28 protein-coding genes are annotated in these 26,475 nt (G+C 69.2%); 19 read left to right on the forward strand and 9 right to left on the reverse strand.

Annotated features, from left to right (window positions below):
- Position 1: 1 nt before the first annotated feature.
- A complete protein-coding gene (gene rlmJ, locus HNP73_RS01960; protein ID WP_184146598.1) occupies positions 2 to 778 on the forward strand; it encodes a 23S rRNA (adenine(2030)-N(6))-methyltransferase RlmJ in 777 nt (258 codons plus the stop codon).
- Here rlmJ and galE read toward each other — a convergent pair.
- Positions 775 to 1,797 carry a UDP-glucose 4-epimerase GalE gene (galE, locus tag HNP73_RS01965; RefSeq protein ID WP_184146600.1) on the reverse strand — a complete coding sequence of 341 codons (1,023 nt, stop codon included), beginning with the start codon at positions 1,795 to 1,797 and terminating at the stop codon, positions 775 to 777. The two genes, rlmJ and galE, sit on opposite strands and share 4 nt — an antisense overlap.
- A 756-nt stretch (positions 1,798 to 2,553) precedes the next feature.
- Between galE and infC the strand changes: the two genes are divergently transcribed.
- From infC to HNP73_RS01985, 4 genes are all read left to right on the forward strand, one after another.
- The gene (gene infC / locus HNP73_RS01970) at positions 2,554 to 3,048 is read left to right on the forward strand and encodes a translation initiation factor IF-3 (RefSeq protein ID WP_425486613.1); all 495 of its coding nucleotides are present in this window, start codon (positions 2,554 to 2,556) and stop codon (positions 3,046 to 3,048) included.
- Between the two features lie 89 nt (positions 3,049 to 3,137).
- Entirely contained in the window at positions 3,138 to 4,499 is a 1,362-nt protein-coding gene (locus HNP73_RS01975) for an MATE family efflux transporter (RefSeq protein WP_184146602.1), read from the forward strand.
- 2 nt (positions 4,500 to 4,501) lie between these two features.
- A complete protein-coding gene (locus HNP73_RS01980; protein WP_184146604.1) occupies positions 4,502 to 5,377 on the forward strand; it encodes a lysophospholipid acyltransferase family protein in 876 nt (291 codons plus the stop codon).
- A gap of 239 nt (positions 5,378 to 5,616) precedes the next feature.
- Positions 5,617 to 5,976, forward strand: a complete 360-nt coding sequence (locus HNP73_RS01985) for a hypothetical protein (protein WP_184146606.1) — start codon at positions 5,617 to 5,619, stop codon at positions 5,974 to 5,976.
- Between the two features lie 87 nt (positions 5,977 to 6,063).
- On the opposite strand, the gene HNP73_RS01990 is transcribed toward HNP73_RS01985, so the two are convergent.
- Positions 6,064 to 6,624, reverse strand: coding sequence for an NADPH-dependent FMN reductase (locus tag HNP73_RS01990; protein ID WP_184146608.1), 561 nt, complete (start codon positions 6,622 to 6,624; stop codon positions 6,064 to 6,066).
- Between the two features lie 93 nt (positions 6,625 to 6,717).
- On the opposite strand from HNP73_RS01990, the gene HNP73_RS01995 reads away from it, so the two are divergent.
- Positions 6,718 to 6,951, forward strand: coding sequence for a DUF6489 family protein (locus tag HNP73_RS01995; RefSeq protein WP_184146610.1), 234 nt, complete (start codon positions 6,718 to 6,720; stop codon positions 6,949 to 6,951).
- A 173-nt stretch (positions 6,952 to 7,124) separates the two neighbouring features.
- Here HNP73_RS01995 and HNP73_RS02000 read toward each other — a convergent pair whose 3' ends face one another.
- A complete protein-coding gene (locus HNP73_RS02000) occupies positions 7,125 to 7,637 on the reverse strand; it encodes a hypothetical protein (RefSeq protein ID WP_184146612.1) in 513 nt (170 codons plus the stop codon).
- Between the two features lie 146 nt (positions 7,638 to 7,783).
- The gene (locus HNP73_RS02005) at positions 7,784 to 8,917 is read right to left on the reverse strand and encodes an SRPBCC family protein (protein ID WP_184146614.1); all 1,134 of its coding nucleotides are present in this window, start codon (positions 8,915 to 8,917) and stop codon (positions 7,784 to 7,786) included.
- A gap of 224 nt (positions 8,918 to 9,141) precedes the next feature.
- Here HNP73_RS02005 and HNP73_RS02010 point away from each other — a divergent pair, with 224 nt between their 5' ends.
- Entirely contained in the window at positions 9,142 to 10,890 is a 1,749-nt protein-coding gene (locus HNP73_RS02010) for a chloride channel protein (RefSeq protein WP_184146616.1), read from the forward strand.
- 33 nt (positions 10,891 to 10,923) lie between these two features.
- On the opposite strand, the gene rnd is transcribed toward HNP73_RS02010, so the two are convergent.
- Entirely contained in the window at positions 10,924 to 12,099 is a 1,176-nt protein-coding gene (gene rnd, locus HNP73_RS02015; protein ID WP_343063178.1) for a ribonuclease D, read from the reverse strand.
- A 250-nt stretch (positions 12,100 to 12,349) separates the two neighbouring features.
- On the opposite strand from rnd, the gene HNP73_RS02020 reads away from it, so the two are divergent.
- From HNP73_RS02020 to aroQ, 6 genes are all read left to right on the forward strand, one after another.
- The gene (locus HNP73_RS02020) at positions 12,350 to 13,387 is read left to right on the forward strand and encodes a substrate-binding domain-containing protein (RefSeq protein ID WP_221288131.1); all 1,038 of its coding nucleotides are present in this window, start codon (positions 12,350 to 12,352) and stop codon (positions 13,385 to 13,387) included.
- A gap of 12 nt (positions 13,388 to 13,399) precedes the next feature.
- The gene (pstC, locus tag HNP73_RS02025) at positions 13,400 to 14,770 is read left to right on the forward strand and encodes a phosphate ABC transporter permease subunit PstC (RefSeq protein WP_184146618.1); all 1,371 of its coding nucleotides are present in this window, start codon (positions 13,400 to 13,402) and stop codon (positions 14,768 to 14,770) included.
- Complete coding sequence (locus HNP73_RS02030) at positions 14,767 to 16,032, forward strand: PstA family ABC transporter permease (RefSeq protein WP_184146620.1); 1,266 nt, start codon at positions 14,767 to 14,769, stop codon at positions 16,030 to 16,032. Before pstC ends, HNP73_RS02030 begins: the two co-directional genes overlap by 4 nt.
- Positions 16,033 to 16,078: 46 nt before the next feature.
- Entirely contained in the window at positions 16,079 to 16,885 is an 807-nt protein-coding gene (gene pstB, locus HNP73_RS02035) for a phosphate ABC transporter ATP-binding protein PstB (RefSeq protein ID WP_184146623.1), read from the forward strand.
- Positions 16,886 to 16,896: 11 nt separating this feature from the next.
- The gene (locus HNP73_RS02040) at positions 16,897 to 17,190 is read left to right on the forward strand and encodes a hypothetical protein (protein ID WP_184146625.1); all 294 of its coding nucleotides are present in this window, start codon (positions 16,897 to 16,899) and stop codon (positions 17,188 to 17,190) included.
- A gap of 122 nt (positions 17,191 to 17,312) precedes the next feature.
- Positions 17,313 to 17,756 (forward strand): type II 3-dehydroquinate dehydratase, encoded by a 444-nt coding sequence (gene aroQ, locus HNP73_RS02045; RefSeq protein ID WP_184146627.1) that lies wholly within the window; start codon positions 17,313 to 17,315, stop codon positions 17,754 to 17,756.
- 22 nt (positions 17,757 to 17,778) lie between these two features.
- Here the strand turns inward: aroQ and HNP73_RS02050 are convergent, their stop codons facing one another.
- Positions 17,779 to 18,207 (reverse strand): DUF6314 family protein, encoded by a 429-nt coding sequence (locus HNP73_RS02050; RefSeq protein WP_184146629.1) that lies wholly within the window; start codon positions 18,205 to 18,207, stop codon positions 17,779 to 17,781.
- Positions 18,208 to 18,294: 87 nt separating this feature from the next.
- Between HNP73_RS02050 and purB the strand changes: the two genes are divergently transcribed.
- On the forward strand, positions 18,295 to 19,599 hold the full coding sequence (purB, locus tag HNP73_RS02055) for an adenylosuccinate lyase (RefSeq protein WP_184146631.1): 1,305 nt from the start codon (positions 18,295 to 18,297) through the stop codon (positions 19,597 to 19,599).
- A gap of 102 nt (positions 19,600 to 19,701) precedes the next feature.
- Here the strand turns inward: purB and HNP73_RS02060 are convergent, their stop codons facing one another.
- Positions 19,702 to 20,022, reverse strand: a complete 321-nt coding sequence (locus HNP73_RS02060; protein ID WP_184146633.1) for a DUF1476 domain-containing protein — start codon at positions 20,020 to 20,022, stop codon at positions 19,702 to 19,704.
- A 217-nt stretch (positions 20,023 to 20,239) separates the two neighbouring features.
- Here HNP73_RS02060 and purC point away from each other — a divergent pair, with 217 nt between their 5' ends.
- From purC to HNP73_RS02085, 5 genes are read left to right on the forward strand one after another with little or no spacing between them, the layout of a single operon-like run.
- Positions 20,240 to 21,004, forward strand: a complete 765-nt coding sequence (purC, locus tag HNP73_RS02065; protein ID WP_184146634.1) for a phosphoribosylaminoimidazolesuccinocarboxamide synthase — start codon at positions 20,240 to 20,242, stop codon at positions 21,002 to 21,004.
- 17 nt (positions 21,005 to 21,021) lie between these two features.
- Positions 21,022 to 21,261, forward strand: coding sequence for a phosphoribosylformylglycinamidine synthase subunit PurS (gene purS, locus HNP73_RS02070; protein WP_184146636.1), 240 nt, complete (start codon positions 21,022 to 21,024; stop codon positions 21,259 to 21,261).
- On the forward strand, positions 21,258 to 21,938 hold the full coding sequence (gene purQ, locus HNP73_RS02075; RefSeq protein WP_184146638.1) for a phosphoribosylformylglycinamidine synthase subunit PurQ: 681 nt from the start codon (positions 21,258 to 21,260) through the stop codon (positions 21,936 to 21,938). The genes purS and purQ overlap by 4 nt, the downstream gene beginning before the upstream one ends.
- Before the next feature lie 11 nt (positions 21,939 to 21,949).
- Positions 21,950 to 23,698: an ATP-binding protein gene (locus HNP73_RS02080; RefSeq protein WP_343063179.1), complete on the forward strand. Its 1,749-nt coding sequence runs from the start codon at positions 21,950 to 21,952 to the stop codon at positions 23,696 to 23,698.
- Positions 23,699 to 23,704: 6 nt separating this feature from the next.
- Positions 23,705 to 25,048 (forward strand): sigma-54-dependent transcriptional regulator, encoded by a 1,344-nt coding sequence (locus HNP73_RS02085; protein WP_184146640.1) that lies wholly within the window; start codon positions 23,705 to 23,707, stop codon positions 25,046 to 25,048.
- A gap of 21 nt (positions 25,049 to 25,069) precedes the next feature.
- Here HNP73_RS02085 and HNP73_RS02090 read toward each other — a convergent pair whose 3' ends face one another.
- A complete protein-coding gene (locus HNP73_RS02090; protein ID WP_246399468.1) occupies positions 25,070 to 25,675 on the reverse strand; it encodes an ankyrin repeat domain-containing protein in 606 nt (201 codons plus the stop codon).
- 59 nt (positions 25,676 to 25,734) lie between these two features.
- Positions 25,735 to 26,475 carry an SDR family oxidoreductase gene (locus HNP73_RS02095; RefSeq protein ID WP_184146644.1) on the reverse strand — a complete coding sequence of 247 codons (741 nt, stop codon included), beginning with the start codon at positions 26,473 to 26,475 and terminating at the stop codon, positions 25,735 to 25,737.

A 26,475-nucleotide genomic window follows, 5' to 3' on the forward strand; every position in this document is an offset into this window, starting at 1 on the left:
GATGCTCTCCTATCAGCACGCCTACCACGCCGGCGGCCCGGCGGACCTTCACAAGCACATCGTCCTCGCCGAGCTCATCGCCCGGCTGACCGTGAAGCCACGGGCGATTTCCTATCTCGAGACCCACGCCGGGCGCGGGCTCTACGACCTCACCGCCGCGGAGACGCTGAAGACCGGTGAGGCGGCGCAGGGGATCGAGCGGCTCGCCCCCTCACCCGCGGCGACGCCCTTCGGTCGGGCGATCGCGGCGGTGCGCGCGGCCGCCGGCCCGACCGCCTATCCGGGCTCGCCCGCCATCGCCCGGGCGCTGCTCCGGCCACAGGACAGCCTCACGCTCATGGAGCTGCACCCGGCCGAACACGCGGCGCTGCGCAAGGCGCTGGCCGGGCCGGGCGTCGCGATCCACCGGCGGGACGGGCTGGAGGGCGGGCTCGCGCTGGCGCCGATGACGCCGCGGCGCGGGCTGGTGCTGGTCGATCCGAGCTATGAGGTGAAGTCCGAGTACACTGAGGTCGCCGGCTTCGTCCGCAGGCTTGTGGCGAAATGGCCGGAGGTCGCGGTCCTCGTCTGGTACCCGCTCCTGCCGGCCGGGCGGCACCGCGAACTGATCACGGGTCTGCACCCGCTCGCGGTGCGCGTCGATGAGGTGCGCTTCGACCCGGAGCCCGTGCGCGGGATGACCGGCTCCGGGCTCGCGCTCCTGAACGCGCCGCACGGGGCGGAGGCCGCGTTCCGCGCGGCCCGGGAGCAGGCCGCGCCCATCCTCGTGCCGGTCTAGCGCGCCGGCAGCATCAGCTTGCTCTGGAACGCCCAGTGATCGGCGCACATGGCGTCGAGATCAAGCGTCGCGCGCCAGCCGAGCAGTGCCTCGGCCCGGCGGGGATCGGCGACGCATTCGGCCACGTCGCCCGGCCGACGGCCGACGATCTCGCACGGGATCTCGCGCCCCGACGCGCGGGCGAACGCCGCCACCGCCTCGAGCACGCTGTACCCCCGGCCGCAGCCGAGGTTGAGGGCGAGGTTCTGCCCCTGCCCCTCGCCCCGCATCAGGAAGTCGAGCGCCGCCAGATGGCCCCGCGCCAGATCGACCACATGGATGTAGTCGCGCACCCCGGTGCCGTCCGGCGTCGGATAGTCGTCGCCGAAAACCCGCAGCCGCGGGCGCACGCCCGCCGCGGTCTGGGCGATGTAGGGGAAGAGATTGTTCGGTGTGCCGCGCGGGTTCTCTCCGATCGCTGCCGAAGCATGCGCCCCGACCGGATTGAAGTAGCGCAGCGACATGGAGGCGAAGGCTGGCCACGCGATCGCGAGATCGTCGAGCAGCGCCTCGGTGAAGAGCTTGGTCCGCCCGTAAGGGCTCGTCGCCCGGAGCGGTGCGGTCTCGTCGATCGGATTGCGTTCGGGCGTGCCGTAGACCGTGGCCGACGAGGAGAAGACCAGCCGCGTCACGTCATGGCGCTGCATCGCCCGCAGGAGCGTCGTCGCGCCGTTGAAATTCACGTCGTAGTAGTCGACCGGCTGCTCGACCGACTCGCCCACCGCCTTCAGCCCCGCGAGATGCACCACCGCGTCCGGCCTGTGGCTCTCGAACAGCTGATCCAGAAGCGCCGGGTCGCGGATGTCGCCCCGGACGAGCTCCGGCGTGCCGAGGCCGAGCGAGGAGATTCGCGACAGGACGCCCGCATCGGCGTTCGAGAAGTCGTCGAGGATGACCACGCGCCAGCCCGCGCCGAGCAGTTCGGTCACCACGTGCGACCCGATGTAGCCGGCGCCGCCGGTAGCAAGAACAGTCGGCATGGTACCTCGTATACTCAAGAAACAATGAAGGGGTGCGCGCTTCTCGCGCGCACCCCATGAGTTAGCCGATCTGCCCGGCGCGGGAAAGCCACGTGCATGGGTGACTTACCGTGTCTCTTGCGGTCGCCCTGGCCCGTCGGGTCAAGGTCAGGGCTTCGGCGCCTCCGGGGTGGCCGGAGCTGCCGGTTCGGGCGTCGCCGGAGCAGGCGCCATGGTGGCCGGCGGGGTCGCCGGAGCCGGCTCGGTCGCGGCGGGCGCAGGAGCAGGAGCAGGAGCAGGCTCAGCCGGCGCAGGAGCCGGAGCAGGCTCGGCCGGGGCCGGAGCAGGCGCCGTTTCGGTCGCTGGCGGTGGGGGCGCTGGTGCCGGTTCCGGCTTCGAGCCCATGAAGAAATAGATCGCCAGGACGACGACGATTATGCCGACGATCCAGTACCATGTTTTCATGCGGTTTCCTCCACCGAGAGTTAAGGGATGACTTATCCCCGTGCACCCGGGCAACGACTGACCCGGATGCCGGGTTGCAGAGTGTGGAGTCATTCCCCGGTGAGCAAGCCGGAAACGACCGGTCGCCCTCCGACTTTGCGGCCATCGGCCCAGGTTGTGGATCTTCACTTGTGCTTCGATGTGCACTATTGTCTCGTTGGAGGACCGGGGTAGCAGCCCCGGTCCCTTTATCCTTTGCAACGATCAGAAGGACGGCAGACCATAGCCCGCAGACCGCACAACGCGCCCCCGACGCGCGACACTGGCCCTCGCGTGAACGAGCGCATCCGCGCGCCGGAAATCCGGCTCATCGGCGCGGAAGGTGAGAACATCGGCGTCATCACTCCCGACCGCGCCATGTCGCTGGCCGTCGAGGCCGGCTTGGATCTCGTGGAGATCTCGCCGAACGCGACCCCCCCGGTTGCCAAGATCATGGATTTCGGAAAGTACAAGTACGAAACCCAGAAGAAGGAATCCGAGGCGCGGAAGAAGCAGAAGATCATCGAGATCAAGGAGATCAAGTTCCGCCCGAACACCGACACGCATGACTACGAGGTCAAGATGCGCTCGGTGATGAAGTTCCTTGAGGGCGGCGACAAGGTCAAGATCACACTGCGTTTCCGAGGCCGCGAGATGGCGCACGCCGAGCTTGGCCGCAAGCTGCTCGAGAAGGTGGCCGAGGACGTGGTCGAGCTCGGCAAGGTCGAGGCGATTCCGCGTCTCGAGGGTCGGCAGATGGTCATGATGATCAACCCGGTGAAGCACTGATCCGGCAGCCACGCGCATAACGGGCCCCACGCCGGGACGGGCGGGGGGCAGAATGCCCGACGCGCGGCTCGGGGGGGACCTGCGGCAGCATGACGATTCTCACGCCCTCTGCCGCGGCCGTCGGCCCCCGACTGCTGCACTTCTGGCTCGCGCTTTTCCGCCTGTCGTGGCCGGTGGTGCTCAATCGCGCCGGCCTCGTGCTCATGGGCGTGGTGAGCATGGTCCTCGTCGGCCGGTACGACACGGCGGCGCTGGCCGGGTTCGCCCTCGGTAACGCCGTGGTGATGCCGGTGCTGGTCGCCGGCATCGGTTGTCTCGTTGGCATCATCGCCGTCACTGCCCGGGAGCATGGCGCGACCGACGGCGGAACTGCGGCGATCGCGCTCCGCGGCCTGCACTGGTCCGTGGCGATCGGCCTCGCCGGCAGCGTGCTGGCGCTGTTCTCCGGCCCGATGCTCGGCCTCATCGGCCAGGAGCCGGCGCTGGTGGCGTCGGGCTCGCGTGTCGCGATCTATCTCGCGCCGGGCGTGCTTCTGCATCTCGTCTTCGTCGCAGCGACCTTCTGGCTGGAAGGCGTCGGACGGACCCGGCCCGGCCTCGTGGCCATGGCCGGCGCGAACGTCGTCAACCTCGGCCTGAGCTGGCTCCTGATCGGCGGCCGGCTCGGCGCGCCGGAGATGGGCGCCGAGGGGGCCGCGCTCGCCACTTCCCTCTCCCGGCTGGTGATGATCGTGGTCTTCATCGGCTGGCTCCTGCGCCTGCCGGAGTTCGCGCCCTTTCGCGGCAAGTTCCGCCTCTGGGGCCCGGGCGGCTGGGCCGCGGGCGCCGAGATGCGCCGCATCGGCCTCGCGGGCGGTGCCGCGTTCTTCCTCGAGACCATGGCCTTCGCCACGATGGCACAGGCCGCGGGCCTTCTCGGCCCGACACCGCTCGCCGCGTATTCGATCCTGCACAACATCGAGACCACGGTCTTCATGGTGGCGCTCGGTCTCTCCGTCGGCACCGCCGTGCACATCGGACAGGCGGCAGGCTCCGGCGACCGGGCACAGGCCGGCTTCGCCGGCTATGCCGGAGCGGCCGCGGCGGTCATCCTCGCGGCCCTCATCGGCCTCGCCCTCCTCGCGGCGGCACCGTCGGTGGTCGGCTTCTACAGCGCCGATCCCGCGCTCATCGCCCGTGCCGCGCCAATCATGGCGCTCCTCGCCCTCTCGATGACCTTCGACGCGGGCCAGGTGGTGTTCGGGCAGGCGACCCGCGCCCTCGGCGACGGCTGGGGCACGACGCTCTGCTACATGGGCGCGTTCTGGGGGGTCATGGTGCCGCTCGGGCTCGTCCTCGCGTTCGCGACCCCGCTGGCCGAGGGAGGTCTCTTCATCGGCACCGCCGCCGGCTGCATCGCCGCGGCGGCCCTTCTCGGCCTCCGCTTTCGCTACCTTCTGAAGCGAGTCTGATCATGGCGACCACACGCCGCCCCGCCGTCGATTTCCTGACGTGGTTTCCACAGGCCGCGGTTCTCGGGATCCTGCGTGCCCTGCCCTACCGCGCCCGCCTCGCCACCGGTTCGGCGCTGCTGCGGACCGCCGTCGCCTGCTCCGCCGGTCTGCGACGGCGCATCGACCGCAACCTCGCGATGATCTTCCCCGAAAAGCCCGAAGCCGAGCGGATCGCGATCCGCCGGCAGACCGCCGATACCTTCGGGCGCACCTTCACCGAGACCTTCACCGCCCGCGCCTTTCAGGCCCGCGCCCCATGGAGCGAGCCCGCCGGCCCCGGCTGGGACGCGCTGCAGGCGACGCTTGCCGAGGGCAGGGGCGCGCTCCTCGTCGGCGGCCACTTCGGCCAGTGGGAAGCGGTGCGCGGCGCGCTCAAGGCACGCGGCATCGAGGTCGGCGCCCTCTACCGCCCGCTCAACAATCCGTGGGCGGAGGAGACATATATCGACAACATGAGCTTCCACGGCTCGCCGATGCTGCCGCGCGGCCGCGAAGGAATGAAGGAACTCATCCGCCACCTGAAGAGCGGCGGCGTCGTGGCGGTCCTGCTCGACCAGTACGTGCTCGACGGCACGCCCATCGACTTCGTCGGCCAGCCCGCCCCCACCGGCACCGCCGTCGCCGCCCTCGCGGCACGCTTCAAGGTGCCGATGATCCCGGCCTATGGCACGCGCCAGCCGGACGGCGAGCACATCGCCATCGACTTCGAGGCTCCGCTCGTCCCCGGCACTCCGGAGGAGATGACGCAGGCCGCCGCTGACAGCCTCTCGGCCCGCATCCGCCAGCACCCCGGCCAGTACTACTGGTTTCACCGGCGCTGGAAGAAGCGGATGTAGGACAGTATACTGGACCTGCAAAAATCGCCACCTCGGAGATCTTGGCAGTCCGCTCTTTCCCTCAGGTTGATCCGGCCCTCGCCGGATCGACTTCCAGTCATACCCGTCTCTCGCCTGCTGCCGTTTTGTGCTTCCTTCATAAGCAGTTCAACCATATTTGATGGCTGCAGATATTGGCCTGACCTCACCAAAAATCCAGAAATTGGCAGCGCATCCGCGCCGGTTGCAGGAGGCTTCCCATGACACGCCTGGCGCTCGCCATCTACGTGCTCGCCGGACTGGTATTCAATACCGCGCTTCTCGCGCTGCTCTGGAGTCTCGTCGGCTGGATAAGCCTGGCGGTCGTCGCCGGGGCCGCAGCGCTGTGCCTCGTTTCACTGCTGTTCCTGACGCGCGCGACGGCCAGCCCGGCGGCGTCTTCAACAGATGCAGTCCACCCTCCCGCGGCAGCATCATCGCAGGCAGGCCAAGAGCCCGCGGACCGGCCGCCGCGCCGTGCCCCCGGCATCGAACCTCCCGGCCGCAGCACCGTCCTGGTCTGCCGGAGTCGGGAGGCGGAGGTCAGCGCCGCCAAGCGACCGTCACCACCGCAAGGATGAGCCCGCACGCCTCGGGCGCCGCGGCCGTGAGGCTCGGGTGACGGTCCGCGAGCCGAAGCTCAAGCCCGCGGGGTCACCGCCCGGTCGCTAGAGCCGCGAGTTCCGCTCGGCGAACGCGGCAAAGCCCGCGACGAAATCGGCCAGCCGGCGGCGGGCCGCCTCGTCGACCATCGCGCCGTCGCTGAACACATCCCCCGCGCGCGAGACGAGGAGCCGGCCACCCGCCCAGGCGTTGGTGCCGAGCGTGCGCAGGATCGGCAGCCAGGCGGCCTGCGACAGGATGGTCCCGAAACCGCCGGGCGACGCGCCGATCACCGCCACCGGCAGCGCCCCGAACACCCGGCCGATGTCGTTCGACGGCCGGCTCAACCAGTCGATCGCGTTCTTGAAGACGCCGGGAATGCCGTTGTTGTACTCCGGCGTGACGAGCAGCAGTCCGTCCGCCGCGACGATCGCCTCCTTGAGGCGGGTGACGGCCGCGGGGAGCCCCTGAGCGCTCTCCTCGTCGGCATTGTAGAGCGGAATCCCGTGCAGCGTCTCCGTCGTCAGCGTCGTACCGGCCGGCGCGACCTCGGCCGCGGCCCTTAGCAGTGCCGTGTTGAAGGAGCCTTGCCGCAGGCTGCCCGAAATCCCGATGATCGTTGCCATTATCCCCCCTCATTGGCCAGTTTCCGGGTTGTCACCCACCCCGGGGCGACCCATCCTGAAGCAGAAATCCCTCTGAGGACAAGAACCCGCACCATGAAGGTCACGATCGACATCGACTGCACACCCGAAGAGGCGCGCACCTTCCTCGGGCTTCCGGACGTCAAGCCGATGCAGGAACACATGATGCAGGAGCTGCAGGACCGGATGTCCGCGAGCGTCCGCGCCATGTCGCCCGAGGAGATGATGAAGACCTGGCTACCCGCCAGCATGGCCGGTCTTGAGCAGATGCAGCAGTTCTTTACCCGGATGGCTTCCGGCAAGGGGTGAAGCGGTTTGCCGGACGATCGCATCGGTCAAGCGCCGCGCGGCGTGGCTTGCCTGCCCCCCTCAAGCAAAAAGCGAGGAAGCGTCGGAACCATCCTCGCTCTCGGGCGTTAATTGGATCTCACTGTCCCTCGTACTTGCGGCCGGCGCCCTTCGCGTCGGCCGCTTTTTCTTGCTCAGGGGAGAGCCAGCTTCCAGGTCGAGACGCCTTCGCTGCCGTCGCGGCTGAGGCTCACGTCCTGTGTCCAGCTCGCGACATAGGTCCAGTACGAGTCCTCGATCCAGTCCAGCGTATCGAAACTCGTGGCCACCTGCCGGATTTGACGCACATAGAGATCGACGCTGTCCTTGATCCACATGTCCTCGCCCTGGATCCGAAGCTCTATCTTCAGATGCGACGGCATTCCCGAGGAGAACTCGATGCCGTACCCCGGGTAGGGCATCGGATCCCGACCGATCCCCGGCGGCAGCGGCGGCGTCCCGTCGTTTCTCCGCTGGAGCTTCGTCGGGCCGGTGTAGTCGTAGTTCCGGCTCGCACCGCGCTCGTGATCGTCCTCCGACGGATAGTCGAGGTTCAGCGCGACGATCTCGCGATCATCCCGCAGGATGACCGCCTGAAGCAGGCCGTCCGTGCCCGCGTCCGGTTGATCCTTCGTGCGAACGTTGAGGCGTATGCCACCAATCCACATGGCTATTTTCCTATGACAATGGCTTTGTTCAATAAAATGCAAGTGCTGGAAATATACGCGAATCAGCCCGTCGCGACAATCGGACTGATCATCGCGACGGGCGTACCGGCGGGCAGGCTACCGGGCAGGCTGGCGCGCCGGCCTGCTCAGGCTGACAGGCGTTCCGCGAGATAGCGCGAGAAGTCGTAGAGCGGCCGCTCCAGATGGCTCATCGGTCCGGCGGCGGCGAGCGGTGAGGAGACGCCGCGGAACACCCGTTCGGTGCAGCCCTTGTCTTCCTCGTTCACCTCGTCGAGCAGCTTCTTCGTCGCGGCCATATGCGCCTCGTGCTCGGGGTCGGCGAGGAAGTCCGGCGAGAGGCCGCCGCCGAACGTGATGTGCACCTTCCCCGGCCCCTTCGGATGCAGCGAGAGATACCAGAAGTAGCCGGGCGTCAGGGTGATCATGAGCGAGGGATAGATCGCGAAGACCGCGGTCTTGAGCCGCCATTCCCCGGTCAGCGTCGTGTTGTTCTTGTGCGCCACCGACAGGGTGAAGGACGGATCCTTGGTGATGAAGTGGATGTTGTAGGCCGGCGCGCCCTCGGGCATGTCCGCGTCGGCGATCGAGGAGACGCCACCGATGGTCGCCGCGTGACACGCCGGCAGGTGGTAGCTCTCCATGAAGTTCTCGGCGAGCACCTTCCAGTTGGTGTCCCAGACGTGTTCCTCGCGGAAAAGCTCGGTGTAGGTCTCCATCTGGAACGGCGCGATCTCGGCCGCGAGCCCGGCGAGCGTGTCGCCGACGGGCGGGGCATCCGGGTTCAGCGTGATGAAGATCCAGCCGAGCCAGACCTCGGAGCGGATCTGCGGCAGGCGCATCCCCTCCGCGTGGAAGCACTCGTTCTTGTCCATGTAGGAGGCGTTCTTCAGCCGCCCGTCGAGATCGTACATCCACGCGTGATAGGGGCAGGTGATGACCTTGCGCCGGCCGGTGCCCTGCAGCAGCGTCGACATCCGATGCAGGCAGACGTTCGACATAGCGCGGATCTCGCCGGAGTTGTCGCGCAGGACGATCACCGGCTGGCCGGCGAGCTCGTAGGTCAGGTAGTCACCGTTCTTCTTCAGCGACTCCGCCCGCCCGACACAGATCCAGTCGCGCGAAAACACCCGGTCGAGCTCGGCCTCGGTGACCGCCTCGGACGTATAGACCGACGGCGGCATTGCCTTTGCCTGGCCGAAAGGCCGCGCGGCCGTCGCCTTCAGCGCGGTGATGGGATCGATCTGGTCCATCCGGGTCATGGTGGCTCTCCGCTGCCTCGACGCCCCGGGGATGGCGGGGCTGGAAAAACGATCGGCCCTTGCAGGACCCGAGTCGAGAGGCTGCACCGGGTCCAGAGCCTTGTGTGGCACCATGACGCTTTGGCGACATCGGACCAAGCACGACTTGGCGAAGGCTTGCTTCGGTTTTTCCGAGGCTGCCCGGGTCGATTGCAAAGCCGTCCCTCTCCCGGCACTTAGGACACATGGACGAGCACCTGCCCTTCTCCGCGCCGAAACGCCTGCGCGCCCTCGTCCGGTCACGGGAGTCGAGCATCATCGTGCTCGCCGCGGTGGTCGGCGCCGCTGGCGGCCTCGTGGTCGCCGGCATGGGGGCGCTCGCCGAGCTGATGCATTCCGTGCTCTTCGGCATCCCGTTCCGCCAGCGTCTGTCGGCCCTGCCGGAAATCCTGCCGTGGCAGGCGCTGATCCCGGCGGTCGGCGGGGTCGTCCTCGGGCTCTCGTTCCTGCTCCTCGCGAAGTGGCGGCCGGAGCCGCCGGTCGATCCGATCGAGGCGAACGCGCTGCGCGGCGGCCGCATGTCGATCCGCGACAGCGCCGTCGTCGCGGCGCAGACCGTCTGGTCGAGCGGCGTCGGCGCCTCCGTCGGGCTCGAAGCCGGCTACACCCAGCTTTCGAGCGGCCTCGCCTCATGGCTCGGCCGGGTCTTTCACGTACGGCGCAACGACCTGCGCCTGCTCGTCGGCTGCGGCACGGCCGGCGCGATCGCCGGCGCCTTCGGCGCCCCCCTCGGCGGCGCGTTCTATGCCTTCGAACTCGTCATTGGCGCTTACGCCCCGATCGGGCTGGCGCCGGTCGGGATCGCCGCCCTGAACGGCTGGTTCGTCGCGCGGGCGCTCGGGCCGCACACGCTCGAGCTTTTCGCCCTCAGCGCCCACACCATCACCGGGCGCGATCTCGTCACCGCCAGCCTGCTCGGGGTGGCGGCGGCATTCTTCGGCATCACTCTCATGCGCGGGGTCGAGCTGTGGGAGCGGCTGATGCGCCGCCTGCACCTGCCGATGCCGGTGCGTCTCGGGATCGGCGGCTCGATCGTCGGTGGCCTCGCGCTGGTGACGCCGCAGGTCCTGGCGTCGGGCCACGGCGCGCTGCACGTGAACTCGGTGCTGACCCTGCCGATCGGCCTCGTGGCGATAATCCTCGTCTGCAAGTCGGTGGCATCGATCGTCTCGCTCGGCTCGGGATTTCGCGGCGGGCTGTTCTTCGCCTCACTGCTGCTCGGGGCGCTGGGGGGGCGGCTTTTCGCGGAAGCCGGCAATGCGCTCTGGCCCGGCGCCGGCCTCGAGTCCGACGTCTATGCCGTGCTCGGCCTCGGCGCGCTCTCTGCCTCGGTGATCGGCGGGCCGCTCACCATGACCTTCATCGTGCTGGAGACCACCGGCGACTTCTGGCTCGCCGCCGCGGTGCTCATCGCGGTCATCGTCGCCACCGTCATCACCCGCGAGCTTTTCGGCTACAGCTTCGCCACCTGGCGCTTCCACCTGCGCGGCGAGACGATCCGCAGCGCGGCCGACGTCGGCTGGATCCGCGATCTCACCGTCGGGCGGATGATGCGCCCCGACCTCAAGACCGTGCCGCGCGACACCAGCCTCGAGCGGTTCCGCGAACTCTACCCGCTCGGTTCGGCGACCCGCGTCGTGGTGCTCGATCGCGACGAGACCTATGCCGGCATGGTGATCGTCACCGACGCGCACGGCGTGACCGACCCCGAGATCCGCGGCATCGGCCCGATCCTGCGGCTCCCCAAGACCGTGCTGAAGCCCAGCATGAACATCCGCGAGGCGGCGCTGCAATTCGACCGGGCCGAGGCCGAGGCGCTCGCCGTCACCGACGCGCAGAACCACCCCGTGGGGCTCCTGACCGAAGCCTACGTGCTCCGGCGCTACGCCGACGAGTCCGAGCGGCGCCGGCGCGAGATGCTGGGCGAGGGGTAGCCGGTCGGGTCGGCGCCCGACAGGGCCACGGCATCAGGCCGCGTCGAGCGGCACCACGCGCACGGTGTTGCCAGCCGCCGCGAGGGCGATCTCGCCCCGCTTCAGCCGGAGCGCGTCGGCGCCGAACACCTCGAGGCGCCAGCCGTGCAGCGCCGGGATCTGCTCCTCCGGCGTGCCGTTCGCCAGCGCGTCGAGATCGGCGCTCGAGGCGATGAGCCGCTGGGCAACGCCGGCCTGCTCGGAGCGCGCCTTCAGGAGCACGCGCAGCAGGTCCGCCAGCGCCTCGGAGCCCGGCTTGCGCGCCAGTGACTCGGGCGGATGCGGCACCTCGTCGGCGGGCAGCGTCTCGGCCGAGGCGATGGCGGCGAGCAGCCCGTCGGCGATCTCGCCCCGCCGCGCCTCCCGCAGCAGCAGCCGCGACTTGCCAAGCTCCTCCGCGCTCTTCGGCCGGTTCGCCGCCAGCTCCAGCAGCGCGTCGTCCTTGAGGATGCGCGCGCGCGGCACGTTCTTCGACTGCGCCATCGTCTCGCGGAAGCGGGCGAGCTCGCGCAGCGCCGCGAGGAAGCGCGGCGCCGTCGAGCGCGTCTTGATCCGCGCCCAGGCCTCGGTCGGGTCGGTGCGGTAGGTCGCGGGATCGGTGAGGACCGCCAGCTCTTCCTCGACCCACGGCCCGCGCCCGGTCTCCTGAAGCTGCTTCGAGAGGACCTCGTAGATCCGCCGCAGATGCGTCACGTCGGCCAGCGCATAGGCCATCTGCGCCTGACTGAGCGGCCGCCGGCTCCAGTCGGTGAAGCGCGACGACTTGTCGATCGTGGCGCGCGCCACCTGGCGCACCAGCGTCTCGTAGCCCACCTGATCGCCGTAGCCGCAGACCATGGCCGCGACCTGCGTGTCAAAGAAAGGCGCAGGCAGCGTGCCGGCCTCGGTCTCGAAGATCTCGAGATCCTGCCGCGCGGCGTGGAAAACCTTTACGACGTTGCGGTTGCGAAACAGCTCGTAAAGCGGCTCGAGCGAGAGGTTCTCGGCCAGCGTATCCACCAGCACGGCCCCTTCGTCGCCCTTGCCCGGACGGGCGAGCTGCACCAGACAAAGCTGGGCGTAGTAGGTGCGCTCCCGCAGGAATTCGGTATCGACGGTAATGTAGGGAAAGCCCGCCGCCTCGGCACAGAACCGCGCAAGCGTGTCGGTGTCGGTGATGGGCGGGGTCACGCGGAGACTCCCGTCAGGCGGTGCCCGAATGCCCACACGGATTCGTATGATGTGAAATCAAGCACTTGCAAAGCAGGCTCCAAAACGGGTGCCGACGGGTTTGTCATACCAGCGTCAGCATGGCAAGCACTGCTCCCCGGCCGCGCCGGCGGCCGTCGGCGGCTTGTCGCGCGGCCCGATCGTCGGCACGGTCCCTCCGGGCCATCGCGCCCGACCGAATCGCCCAGCCGCCCGAAGAGGAATCCCCCCGGTGCCCCGCTTCGCTCTGCTCGCCCTCTGCCTCGCGTTGCCGGCCGTTGCCGGTGCCCCCGCCGCCGGGGCCGCGGCGACGCGCGACCAGGTGCGCGTGGTCGGCTCGTCGACGGCGTTCCCCTACACGCAGGCCGTGGCTGAGGAATTCGCCGACGAGACCGGCCAGCTCTCGCCGGTGGTGGAGGCGACCGGAACCGGCGGCGGGATGCGGCTCTTCTGCTCGGGCGTCGGCCCGCGCACACCGGACGTCATCGCCGCCTCACGCCGGATTCTGCCCTCCGAGCTCGCCGCCTGCCAGCGGAACGGCGTCACCGACCTGATCGGGGCCCGCTTCGCCGACGACGCGGTCATCCTCGCCCAGTCGCGTCAGGCGCCGTGGACCGACTTCACCCGCGCCCAGATCTTTCAGGCGGTCGCGGCCTCGGTGGAGATCGCGGGCGAGATCGTCCCGAACCCCTACCGGAACTGGCACCAGATCGACCCGAACCTGCCGGATGCGGCGATCGAGATCATCGGGCCGCCCCTCACCTCCGGCACCCGCGACGCCTTCGTGAAGCTGGTCCTCAATCAGGGCTGCCTCGCCTTCCCGGCCATCGAGGCGCTGCCGGAGCCGCAGCGCGCCGATGTCTGCAGCCGGATCCGGCGGGACGGCGTCTTCGTCGTGGCGACCGAGAGCGACAACGTCATCGTCCGCCAGCTCGCCGCCGATCCCGGCGCCATCGGCATCTTCGGCTACACCATGCTGCACCAGAACGCAGACTGGTTGCGCGGCGCGGCGCTCGACGGCGTCGCACCGACCCGCGAGGCGATCATGTCGGGCGCCTATGGCGCCGTCCGATCGCTCTACCTCTACGTCAAGAACGCCCACCGCGGGGTGATCCGCGGGCTCGACGGCTTCCTCGCGGAATACACCTCCGAGGCGGCGATCGGCCCCGATGGCTACCTCGTCCAGCTCGGGCTGATCCCGCTTGCCACTGCCGACCGCGAGAGCCTCCGGGCGGCGGTCGTCGGTGGCATGCCGCCCAGGCGCGACTGAGCGCGGCCCGCCATGCCCGGATCGCTCATCCTCTCCACCCTGCTTTTCGCCGCGGCGGCGTTCTTCCTCGGCCGCGCCGCCGCCCGACCGTTCGGCACCGGCGCGCGGTCGCGCCCGGTCTACCACGGCGCGCTCCTCGCGCTCTGGGTGGCGCTGCCCGGGCTCGCCGTCACCGTCGCCTGGGCGCTCGCCCAGCCGGCGCTCCTCGACCGGCTGCTCCTCGCCGGACTGCCGGCGGGCTCCGTCGACGCCATCGGAACCGGCGGCCGCGCCCTCGTCCTCGCGCAGATCCACGCCCTCGCCGAAGGCCGTGCCCTGCCCCATCTCGACGCGGTCATCGTCGAGGCCGGCGCCCGGCTCAGCCGCTGGCGCGAGATCGGCCGGCTCGCCCTCTTCGCCACGGTCGCCGCCACCCTGCTCGTCAGCTTTCTTGTCGCCCGCACCCGGATCACCCCGCGCCTGCACGCCCGCGCCGCGGTGGAGCGCGCGCTGACGGTCGGGCTCGTCGTCTGCGCCTCGGTCGCGCTCCTCACCACCGTCGCGCTGCTGGTCGCCCTGCTGCGCGAGACGGTGGAGTTCTTCCGCCTCGTGCCGCCGGCGGAGTTCCTGTTCGGCACCAACTGGGATCCGCAGGTGGCGTTTCGGTCGGACCAGATCGCCGGGACAGGTGCCTTCGGCGCGGCGTCGGTCTTTGCCGGCACACTCCTCGTCGCGGCCATCGCCATGGCGGTCGCGGTGCCGCTCGGCCTGCTGATCGCGATCCACCTCGTCGAATACGCCCGGCCCGGCACCCGTGCCTGGGCAAAGCCCGCCCTCGAAATCCTCGCGGGCGTGCCGACCGTGGCCTACTTCTTCGCGGCCCTGCTCGCGGTGGCCCCCGCGATCCAGCACGCCGGCCGCGCCCTCGGACTCGTGGTCTCGCCGAATTCGGCTCTCGCGGTCGGCCTCGTCACCGGGATCATGATCCTGCCACTGGTCTCGTCACTGGCGGACGACGCGCTCAGGGCCGTGCCGCAGGACCTGCGCCAGGCCTCGCTCGCGGTCGGCGCCACCCGCGCCGAGACCGTGCTGCACGTGCTCCTGCCCGCGGCCATGCCGGGCATCCTCGGCGGCGTGCTTCTCGCACTGTCGCGGGCGGTCGGTGAGACGATGATCGTGCTGATGGCGGCCGGGCTGGTGGCGACGATCTCCCTCGACCCGCTCGGCACCACCACCACGGTCACGGTGCAGATCGCGACGCTTCTAGCCGTGGATGCCCCGTTCGACGACCCGCGCACCCTCGCCGCCTACGCGCTCGGCCTGACCCTCTTCGTGGTGACCTTCGGCCTCAATCTTCTCGCGCTGAGGCTGGTGCGGCGCGCCAGCCGGACGGACGCGTCATGACGTCCCTGCCGCCCCCCGACGTCCGGCGCGATGCCCGCCGGCGCCGCCGCCGCGCCGTCGATGTCTGGCTGCGCCGACTCGGCGCCGGCGCCGTGGTGTTCGCCCTCGGGCTCGCCGGGCTGATGCTCACGGCAATCATCGTGGCGAGCCTGCCCGCGCTCACCCAGACCACGGTACGCGTCGACTTCGAGATCGACCCGACCCTCGTCTCCGCAACCGACCCCGCCGCCGGCGACTTCCGCGCCATCGTGGCGCGCGGCGCGGCGGCGCTCTTCCCCGATGCCCCGCCGGCCGAGGCATCCGCGGCCCAGCGCATCCTCACGCCCGCCGCGACGCGCATCCTGCGACAGGAGGTGCTCCGGAACCCCGACCTGATCGGCCGGCGACTCGCGCTCGCGGTCCCCGCCGCCGGCCCCTACGACCAGCTCGCCCGGGATCACGTGGACCGGCAGGCACCCGAGACGCGGCGCCAGCTCGACGACGCCGACATCGCGCGCTTCGACCGCCTCACGGCCGACGGCCGCGTGGCGCGGTCGCTGAATTTCGGGCTTCTCTTCAATGGCGACAGCCGCTTTCCCGAAGTGGCCGGACTCGCGGGCGCCATCACCGGCTCGGCGATGGCGCTCGCGATCTGCCTCGCGATATGCCTGCCGATCGGGATCGCGACGGCGATCCTGATGGTGGAGTTCGCGCCGCGAAACCGCCTGACCGTGGTGATCGAGGCGAACGTCAACAACCTCGCCGCCGTGCCGCCGATCCTCTACGGGCTGCTCGGCCTGGCCGTCTTCATCACATGCTTCGGGCTGCCGCGCTCCTCGCCGCTGGTCGCGGGGATGGTGCTGGCGCTCATGACGTTGCCGACCGTCGTCATCGCCACGAGCCTCGCGCTGCGCCGGGTGCCGATGGCGATCCGCGAGGCAGGCTTCGCGGTCGGGGCCTCGCGGTATCAGGTCGTGCTCCACCACGTGCTGCCGCTGGCGCTGCCGGGGATCCTGACCGGAGCCATCGCCGCGATCTCGCAGGCGCTCGGCGAGGCGGCGCCGTTGCTTCTCATCGGCATGAACGCATTCGTGACCAGCGTGCCGCACGGCGTGACCGAGGCCGCCACGACCCTGCCCACCCAGATCCTGCTCTGGTCCGAGAGCCCGCAGCCCGGCTTCGTCGCCCGCGCCGCCGCGGCGATCCTCGTGCTGCTCGCCTCGCTCGTCGCGCTCAACGGCATCGCCGTGTTGCTGCGCCACCGCGCCGAGCGTCGGCGATAACCGCCCCCGGTGGACATCGGCGCCGTCACATTGCACATCATGCCGGATGGCGCGACCAAGCCTCCTTCTCGCCGCTTCCACGGCCGAACCCAGCCCGCCGACCAAGATATCGGCTCAGGGAATTTCTGCATGGTACGGGCCGATCCGGGCCCTTGAGAACGTGTGCCTCGAGATCCCCTCGAACCGGGTGACGGCCCTGATCGGCCCCTCGGGTTGTGGCAAGACCACGTTCCTGCGCTGCCTGAACCGGCTGAACGACACCATCCCCGGCGCCCGCGTCACCGGCACGATCCGCCTCGACGGTGTCGACATCATGGGCCAGTACATCGATGTGGCGGAGCTCAGGACCCGCGTCGGCATGGTCTTCCAGAAGCCGAACCCGTTTCCGAAATCCGTCTTCGAGAACGTCGCCTACGGCCCGCGCATCCACGGCCTCGCCCACAGCCGGGCCGAACTCAGCGTCATCGTCGAGAGCGCGCTGCGCCACGCCGGGCTCTGGGACGAGGTGAAGGACCGCCTCGCCTCGCCGGGCACCGCGCTTTCCGGCGGCCAGCAGCAGCGGCTCTGCATCGCGCGCGCCATCGCCACCCAGCCCGAGGTCCTGCTCATGGACGAGCCGGCGGCGGCTCTCGACCCGATCGCCACCTCGCTCATCGAGGCGCTGATCGACGATCTGCGCGAAAGCTACACCATCGTCGTCGTCACCCACTCCATGCAGCAGGCGGCGCGCATCAGCCAGCACACCGCCTTCCTCGACCATGGTCGTCTGGTCGAAGTGGGCGAGACCACTGAGATCTTCTCGACACCGCGCGAAAAACAGACCGAAGATTACATCACCGGCAAGATCGGCTAGCGAGGACTTACATGCCAGACACCAGCGACCGCGGGCTCGACCATCACACCCTCGCCGCACTGGCCCGTGAGGTGGAAGACGCCGATCCGATCGCCTGGGGCGGGCTCGCGCTGGACCGGGAAACGGTGTACGATCTCATCGCCTCGCAGATCGCCGAGCTCTTCCAGGGCTACGAGCAGAGCGGCGTGCCCCGCGACCGGCAGATGCTGATCGCGCTCTCGACGGTGGTGAAGCTCACGGTCGAGAACTTCGTCCTGCACCAGCGGGTGATGCGCGCGGCCGACGCCGAGAGCCGTGACGAGTAGACCCGCCGCCGGGGCGACGTCTCCGCGGCGCGAGCCTCGGCGTTTGACCCCGGCACCCGCCCCGCGATAGTCGGACCGGGCGCAATCCGCCCCAGTCCGACATCCCTCCCAATGAGAGACCCATGCCCAACCTCGTCTACGTCCTGAACGGCCCGAACCTGAACCTGCTCGGCAAGCGCCAGCCGCACATCTACGGCCACGAGACGCTGGCCGACGTCGAGCGCGACTGCACTGCCCTGGCCACCGAACTCGGCCTCGAGGTGCGCTTCCTGCAATCGAACTGGGAGGGCCAGATCATCGACTGGATCCACGAGGCCCGCGAGACCGCCGTCGGCATCGTGATCAACCCCGGTGCCTTCACCCACACCTCGGTGGCGATCATGGACGCGCTCAACACCTTCGAGGGCACGGTGATCGAGGTGCACATCTCGAACGTCCACAAGCGCGAGAGCTTCCGCCACCACTCCTACATGTCGCTGCGCGCCGACGGGATCATCGTCGGCTGCGGCACGCAGGGCTACCAGCTCGGCCTGCGCCGCATCGGCGCGCTCGTCGCCGCCGCCTGAGCCCGACCCGCGCGCCCCGCCTTCACGGCGCGGGTGCGTAGCGGCTCACCATGGCATAGTCCTTCCGCGGCCCGCTCACCCGCCACTCGGCGAGCCACCGGGGCCAGCCGCGGAAGTCGTAGCGCACGCGGTAGAGATCCGGGTCGCAGGCGTGCACCGCGCCGGGCGTCGGCTCCTCCGCGTCGATGCGGTGAAAGAACCCCCCGTCCTCGAAGAAGACATCGATCGTCCCCGCGCCGCCGTCCTTCCAGAGATAGCGCCGGCTCGCGGCCATCGGCGCCGCGCCTTCGAGCATCAGCGTCCCGGTCTCGACGTAGAGGAGCCCGTCCGCCCCCGCATCAGGCGCCCCCTCGAACACCGCCTCTCCGGTGAAGCGGCCGGCCCGGCCCGCGCGCACGTCCTCGATCTCCCGCTCGATCCGCCAGCGCCCCACGAAGGACCTGAGCTCCATTCCCACCTCGCTTGTGCCGCCCCGCCGCCTTCAGTATCAGACCGCAACCCCCAACCGAAGCCGACCGGAACCCGAAAGGCCACCCCGATGATCCCGCGCTATTCCCGCCCCGAGATGGTCAAGATCTGGGAGCCGGCCACCCGCTTCCGCATCTGGTTCGAGATCGAGGCGCACGCCGCGGACGCCCAGGCCGAGCTCGGCGTCATCCCGAAGGAAGCCGCCGCCGCGATCTGGAAGGCCCGGGACGTGGAATTCGACGTGGCCCGCATCGACGAGATCGAGGCGGTGACGAAGCATGACGTCATCGCGTTCCTCACCCACCTTGCCGAGCACGTGGGCGATGACGCGCGCTTCGTCCACCAGGGCATGACCTCTTCGGACGTGCTCGACACCTGCCTCAACGTCCAGCTCGTCCGCGCCTCGGACATCCTGCTCGCCGACCTCGACGCGCTTCTCGCCGCCCTGAAGCGCCGCGCCTACGAGCACAAGGACAGCGTCACCATCGGGCGCAGCCACGGCATTCACGCCGAGCCCACGACCTTCGGCGTGAAGCTCGCTCAGGCCTACGCCGAGTTCACCCGCGCGAAACACCGCCTCGAAGCCGCCCGCGCCGAAGTCGCGACCTGCGCCATCTCCGGCGCCGTCGGCAGCTTCGCGAACATCGACCCGGCCGTCGAGGAGCACGTGGCGAAGGCCATGGGCCTGACGCCCGAGCCGGTCTCGACGCAGGTGATCCCGCGCGACCGCCACGCGATGTTCTTCGCCACGCTCGGCGTGGTCGCCTCGTCGATCGAGCGCCTCGCCATCGAGATCCGCCACCTGCAGCGCACCGAGGTGCTGGAGGCGGAGGAGTACTTCGCCCCCGGACAGAAGGGCTCGTCGGCGATGCCGCACAAGCGCAACCCGGTCCTGACCGAGAACCTGACGGGCCTCGCCCGCCTCGTGCGCATGGCGGTGGTGCCCGCGATGGAGAACGTCGCCCTCTGGCACGAGCGCGACATCTCGCATTCCTCCGTCGAGCGGATGATCGGCCCGGATGCGACGATCACGCTGGACTTCGCCCTCGCGCGGCTGACCGGCGTCATCGACAAGCTCGTCGTCTACCCGGAGACCATGCTGCGGAACATGAACAAGTTCCGCGGCCTCATCCACTCGCAGCGCGTGCTGCTGGCGCTCACCCAGAAGGGCGTCAGCCGCGAAGACAGCTACCGGCTGGTCCAGCGCAACGCCATGAAGGTCTGGGAAGAGGGCAAGGACTTCCAGGAAGAGCTTCTCGCCGATCAGGACGTGCGCGCCGCGCTCTCGGAGGACGAAATCGGCGCGCTCTTCGATCTCGCCCACCACACGAAGCACGTGGACACGATCTTCGCCCGGGTGTTCGGCGACGCCTGAGCGCGAGGCCGGAAAATGCAGATGCCCGGGCCGTTGCCGGCCCCCGCCATCGAAACCGTCAGGGGACAAGGCAGGCGGCGATGCGCCCGGCCGGGGAGACCCCTACTCCTTGAACTCGCTCACCAGCTGTTCCTTGGCAACGGCGAGAAGCTCGACCATCTTCGAGCGGATCGTCGTCTCATCCGCCTTGTCGCCAAGGTCGCCCGCGACCTTGCGGTAGACGTCGTGGTCGCCGCTCTCCTCGAAGTCCGACTTCACGACTTCGCGCGCATATTCGTCCGCCGCCTCGCCGGTCTTGCCGAGCAGGCCCGCCGCCCAGAGGCCGAGCAGCCGGTTGCGCCGGGCAACGGCCTTGAACTGCATCTCCTCGTCGTAGGCGAACTTGTTCTCGAAGCCCCGTTCCCGGTCGTCGAACGTCGTCATCGCGCGCTCCTCACATAAAAAGCATCTCGGTGACCGCTATCACGGCGGCCGTGCGGCTCGCGAAGGAGATAATCAATCGACCTCGCTCCCACAAGCGGCAGGAGGTCCCCGCCAGCAAGGGAGCTTGCTCCTGCCGGCCCCGAGGTATAGTTACCCTTCTAACCGGGAGGGACGGGCATTCCGCTCAGTCCTCCCTTGCGCGTTTCTGGAGACAGGTATGGCCCGACGCAGGCTGGTTTACGAGGGCAAGGCCAAGATTCTTTACGAAGGTCCAGAGCCGGATACCCTGATCCAGTATTTCAAGGACGAGGCAACCGCCTTCAACGCTCAGAAGAAGGCGACCATCGAAGGCAAGGGCGTCCTCAACAACCGGCTTTCCGAGCATTTCATGACGGGGCTGAACGCGGTCGGCGTGCCGACGCACTTCATCCGCCGTCTCAACATGCGCGAGCAACTGATCCGTCTGGTGGAGATGATCCCGCTCGAGGTCGTGGTTCGCAACTACGCCGCCGGGTCGCTCTCGAAGCGCCTCGGCATTCCCGAGGGTCAGCAGCTGCCGCGCCCGATCATCGAGTTCTACTACAAGGACGACGCGCTCGGCGACCCGCTGGTCTCCGAGGAGCACGTCATCGCCTTCAACTGGGCGAGCCAGCAGGACATCGACGACATGATCGCGCTCGCGCTCCGCGTGAACGACTTCCTGAGCGGCATGTTCCTCGGTGTCGGCATCCGGCTCGTCGACTTCAAGATCGAGATCGGCCGGGTTTATGACGGCGACTTCCAGCGCCTGATCGTCGCCGACGAGATCTCGCCCGACAGCTGCCGCCTCTGGGACGTCGAGACGGGCCGCAAGCTCGACAAGGACGTGTTCCGCCAGGATCTCGGCAATCTTTCGGATGCCTACACCGAGGTCGCGAAGCGCCTCGGCGTCCTGCCCAAGACCAACGGTCGCGCCCACTCGGGCCCGAAGCTCGTCAACTGAAGAAGAAGGCCCCCCGCATGAAGGCGCGCGTCCACGTCACCCTGAAGCCCGGCGTTCTCGACCCCCAGGGCGAGGCGGTCCGGCACGCCCTCGGCTCGCTCGGCTTCGACGGGGTGGGCGAGGTGCGCATCGGCAAGGTGATCGAGGTGGAGCTTGACGGTGCCGATCCGGCCGCCGCCGAGGGCCGCGTCCGCGAGATGTGCGAGAAGCTGCTCGCCAATACCGTGATCGAGAATTACGCGGTGGAGATCTCATGAGCCTCAGGGCCGGCGTCATCGTCTTTCCCGGATCGAATTGCGACCGCGACCTCGCCGTCGCCCTGCGGGGCGCCGGCGCCGACGTGACGATGATCTGGCACAAGGACAGCTCCCTGCCCTCCGGCCTCGATCTCGTGGCGGTGCCCGGCGGCTTTTCCTTTGGCGACTATCTGCGCTGCGGCGCGATCGCCGCGCGCTCGCCCGTCATGCGCGCCGTCAGCGACTTCGCCCACGCCGGGGGCCACGTGCTCGGCGTCTGCAACGGCTTTCAGGTGCTGATCGAGGCGGGCCTGCTGCCCGGCGCGCTCATGCGCAACGCGGGCCTGCGCTTCGTCTGCGCCCCGGCCGCCCTCGAAGTCGCGACCACCGACAGCCCGTTCACCCGCGACTTCCGCAAGGGCGAGACCGTCACCTTCCCGATCGCCCACCATGACGGCAACTACATCGCCGATCCCACGACGCTGGCCCGCCTCGAAGGCGACGACCGCGTCGCCTTCCGCTACGCGGTGAACCCCAACGGCTCGGCCGACTCGATCGCCGGCATCCTCTCCGCGAACCGCCGCGTCCTCGGCCTCATGCCGCACCCCGAACGGGCCGCAGACCCGGCCCACGGGGGCACTGACGGCATTCGGTTCTTCGCCGGCCTCGCGGCTCTGACCGCTCCGGCCGGGGCCTGAGGGCGCCGGCCGTGGCCGCGGATATCATCCCCGCCCGTCACCCGAGCCGCCTCTGGATGCGCCTCGGGCTGCTCGCCTCGGCGATCGTCATGGCGCTCGTCATCTGGGCGAGCCACGCCTACCTCACCCGCGCCTTCAGCGAGGACCAGGACGCCGACGCGACGGTCCGCGCCACGCTCTACGCCGGCTCGATCCAGTCGACCATGCAGCGCCACTCCGTCGTGCCGCTGCTCCTCGCCCGCGACCCGATCCTCATGACGGCGCTGCACACCAACGAGTATCAGGCCGCCGAAGAGCGCCTGAGGCGGTTCAAGGAAGAGATCGGCGCCGGCTCGATCTTCATCCTCGACGCCGACGGCCGCATCGTCGCCGCCTCCGACGCCCGGCCACGCGAACAGTACGACGGCGACAAGGCCTACTTCACCGCCGCCAAGGCCGACACCGGCACCGTCTTCTCTATCATCGAGAACGACGATGGCGCCTACTCCTTCCACTACGCCCGGCGCATCGTCGAGAACGACAGACTGATCGGCGTCGTGGTCGTCACCGTCGATCTCGGCGCCCACGAAGAAGGCTGGCGCCGCGCCGGCGTCAAGGTCGTCGTCACCGACAGCGACGATCAGGTCCTGCTCGCCTCCGAACCGTACTGGAACCAGAAGACCCTCTCGAACCTGCTCGCGCCCGGCCCCGACCCCTCCCGCGTGCTCCGCGCCCTGCAGGAGGCGCGCAAGAGCTTCGGCTCACCCTCCTACGTCTACATCAACGGCACGCCGCATCTCGTCGCCGAGGTGCCCGTGGGCTTTCGCAACTGGCGCCTCACCTACTTCGCGACCCTCGAGGACGTGCGCGCCCGGGTGAACGCGGTCCTGTCGCTCATCATCATGGTGCTGGCGCTGCTCCTCGCGCTCGGCTTCTACCTGCTCTCGCGGCGCACCCGCGCCGAGAGCCGCCGCATCCAGCGCGAGTCCGAGGAGCTGCGCGTCCTGAACCGCCGCCTCTCCGCCGAGATCGGTGCGAGAAAACGCGTGGAAAAAGACCTCAAGGACGCCGAACAGAGCCTCGAACAGGCCTCGAAACTCGCAGCCCTCGGCCAGATGTCCGCCGCCGTCAGCCACGAGCTGAACCAGCCCCTCGCCGCCATGAAGACCTACCTGGCCGGCGCGCGGCTGCTCCTGACCCGCCGCCGCCCCGAGGAGGCGCTCACCAGCTTCCAGCGCATCGACGACCTGATCGACCGCATGGGCAGCATCACCAAGCAACTCAAGTCCTACGCGCGGAAAGGCGACCTCGACGTCGAGGCCGTCGATCTGCGCGACAGCGTGCGCACCGCGCTCGCCATGATGGCACCGCAGCTCGGCAAGATGGCGGTGTCGATCCAGACCACCCTGCCGTCCGAGCCGGCGGTGGTGATGGCCGACCCGCTCCGCATCGAGCAGATCATCGTGAACCTGCTGCGCAACGCCCTCGACGCGGTGCGAAGCCGCGACACGAAGGAAATCAAGATCCTGCTGATCGCGACCGGCGAGACCATCCTGCTCTCGATCGAGGACAACGGGACGGGCCTTCGCGATCCCGGAAAGCTCTTCGAACCCTTCTACACCACAAAGAAACCCGGGGAGGGCCTCGGGCTCGGCCTCGCCATCTCCGCGGGCTTCGCCGCGGAGCTCGGCGGCCGGCTCGTCGCCCGAAACGCACCGGACGCAGGCGCAGTCTTCGAACTGGTCCTGCCCCGCGCCCGCGCCGCCCAGGCTGCCGAGTGATGGAACATGAGTGAAAAATCAAAAGTCGCGATCATCGACGATGAAGCCGACATGCGGGAAAGCGTCTCGCAGTGGCTCGAACTCTCGGGTTTCGAGCCCGTCACCTTCGAGGCGGCCGAGCCCGCGCTGAAGGTGATCGGCCCGGACTTCCCCGGCGTCGTCATCACCGACATCCGCATGCCGGGCATGGACGGCATGGCGCTCCTGCGCCGGCTCCAGTCGGTCGACCCCGGCCTTCCGGTCATCCTGATGACTGGCCACGGCGACGTGCCCATGGCGGTCGAGGCCATGCGGATCGGCGCCTACGACTTCATGGAGAAGCCGTTCGACCCCGACCGGCTGGCCGAGCTCTGCCACAAGGGCGGCGAAGCCCGCGCCCGCACCCTCGAGACCCGGGCGCTGCGCCGCGAGCTCTCCGACGGCAACGTCGTCATGCGCCGGCTCATGGGGTCGAGCCCGCTCATCGAGCGGCTGCGCGAGACAATCCTCGACGTCGCCCAGGCCGACGGCCACGTCCTCGTCCTCGGCGAGACCGGCACCGGCAAGAGCCTCATCGCCAAGGCACTGCACGCCTCCGGGCCGCGCGGTGCGAAGCCCTTCATCACGCTCAACTGCTCCTCGATCGCGCCCGACCTCATCGAGCCAATCCTCTTCGGCGCGCCCGACTGGCCCGAGAAGCCGTTCATCGATCAGGCCGAAGGCGGCACGCTCTGCCTCGAGAACATCGAGGCGCTGCCCATCGCCGCGCAGGCCCGGCTGCTCGATGCGATCAACGCCAACGACACGGTGACCGGCGGCGCCCGCCACAACGTGCGCATCATCGCCGTGTCGAGCCGCCTCGCCAACGGCACGCCGCCGGCCGAGGTGCTGCGCGACGATCTCTACTTCCGCCTCGCCGGCCTCGTGATCGAGGCCCCGCCACTGCGCGCCCGCGGCGAGGACATCCTGATGCTCTTCTCGCACTTCACCGTGCAGTTCGCCGAGGAATACGGCTGCGAGCCGCCGACACTCGGCGCGGGCGACGCCGCCAACCTCGTGCAGGCGCCGTGGCCCGGCAACATCCGCCAGCTCATCAACCTCGCCGAGCGCGCCGTGCTTCAGGCCCGCCGCGGCGAGAGCAATATCTCGGCGCTCTTGATCGACGACGGCTTCCAGGCTCCGGCGATCCCGCTCGACGCGGAAAAGCCGCTGAAGGAGCACGTGGACGCCTTCGAGAAGATGCTCATCGACCACGCGCTGCGCCGCAACCAGGGCAACGTCTCCGCCGTCATGGCCGAACTCGCCCTGCCCCGCCGCACGCTGAACGAGAAGATGGCGAAGTACGGCCTCAGCCGGCAGGACTACCTCTGACCTCGGGAAACGGCGGCGACGTCAGCGCCGCCGGTGAGCCTCGATCATCGCCGCAATGGCGTCAAAGCCATTCGCCCGTGCGTGATCGAGGGCCGTCTGGCCGTTGCCGTCCGGGATATCCGCATCTGCACCGGCATCGAGCAGCGCCCTGACGATTTGCTGTGGCGTCGGACCGCCATCGGTCAGGATCACAGCCTCGAGCAGTGCGGTCCAGCCGAGATCGTTGACGTGGTTCACGTCGACACCCGCCGCGATGAGCAACTGCACTGCCTCCGGGTGCCCCTTCTCGGCCGCCGGAATGAGTGCCGTGCCACCATAGCGATTGGTGCTCGCCAGATCGGCGCCGTGCGCGAGGATCAGCTTCAATATCTCGACCCGGCCATGGGCGCCCGCCACGAGAAACGGGCTGTCCATGATCGCGTCCCTGGCATTTACGTCGGCACCGGCATCGATCAGTTGGCCAGCTGCGTCGGCATTGTCGTTCCACACCGCCACCAGCAGCGCGGTGCGGCCGCGGTCGTCGCGCTCATCGACCGGCTCGCCCGCGGCCAGCGCCCGCTCCAATGCGGCGCTGTCATTCGCGACAACCGCGTCCAGAACCGATGCTGCTGCACTCGCTGCCGTCATGACCAGCGCCCCCAGTACGTTCAGAAGCCGAGTGGACCATCGACGCCCGCGGTTTGCCATCAATACGTCGCCCGGCCCCCGGACAGGTCGAACACCGCGCCCGTGGTGAACGAGTTCTCCTCCGACGCGAGCCAGGCGATCATCGCCGCCGCCTCGTTCACTTCGAGGAAGCGCGCGCGCGGGATCTTCGAGAGCATGTAGTCGATGTGCTCCTGCTTCATCTGGTCGAAGATCGCGGTGCGCGCCGCCGCCGGTGTCACGCAATTGACCGCGATGTTCTTGCCCGCCGTCTCCTTGCCGAGCGACTTCGTCAGCGCGATGACCCCGGCCTTCGACGCGGAATAGGCGGCCGCGTTCGGATTGCCTTCCTTGCCGGCGATCGAGGCGACGTTGACGATACGCCCGTAGCCCGCCGCCAGCATGTGCGGCACCACCGCGCGGCAGCAGTGGAAGACGCCGTTCAGGTTGATGTCGATGACCCGCCGCCACTCGGCGAGGTCGTAGTCCCAGAGCGTCGCATTCGCGCCCGCAATTCCGGCGTTCGCCACCAGCACGTCGATCCGGCCGTCCGCCGCCATCACGTCGGCCGCTGCCGCGACCACCGCCTCCGCATCGGTCTGGTCAACCACCCGCGCCTTCGCGCCGATCTCCGCCGCCGTCGCCTCCACGAGGGCCGCGTCACGGTCCCAAAGCCAGACCGTGGCGCCGCTCACGAGGAAGCGCTCCGCCACCGCCCTGCCGATGCCCTGCGCGCCGCCAGTGACGATCGCCACCCGTCCGTCGAGATCGATCCGGTTCAT

This window comes from Amaricoccus macauensis (genome assembly GCF_014201905.1).
Classification (GTDB): domain Bacteria; phylum Pseudomonadota; class Alphaproteobacteria; order Rhodobacterales; family Rhodobacteraceae; genus Amaricoccus; species Amaricoccus macauensis.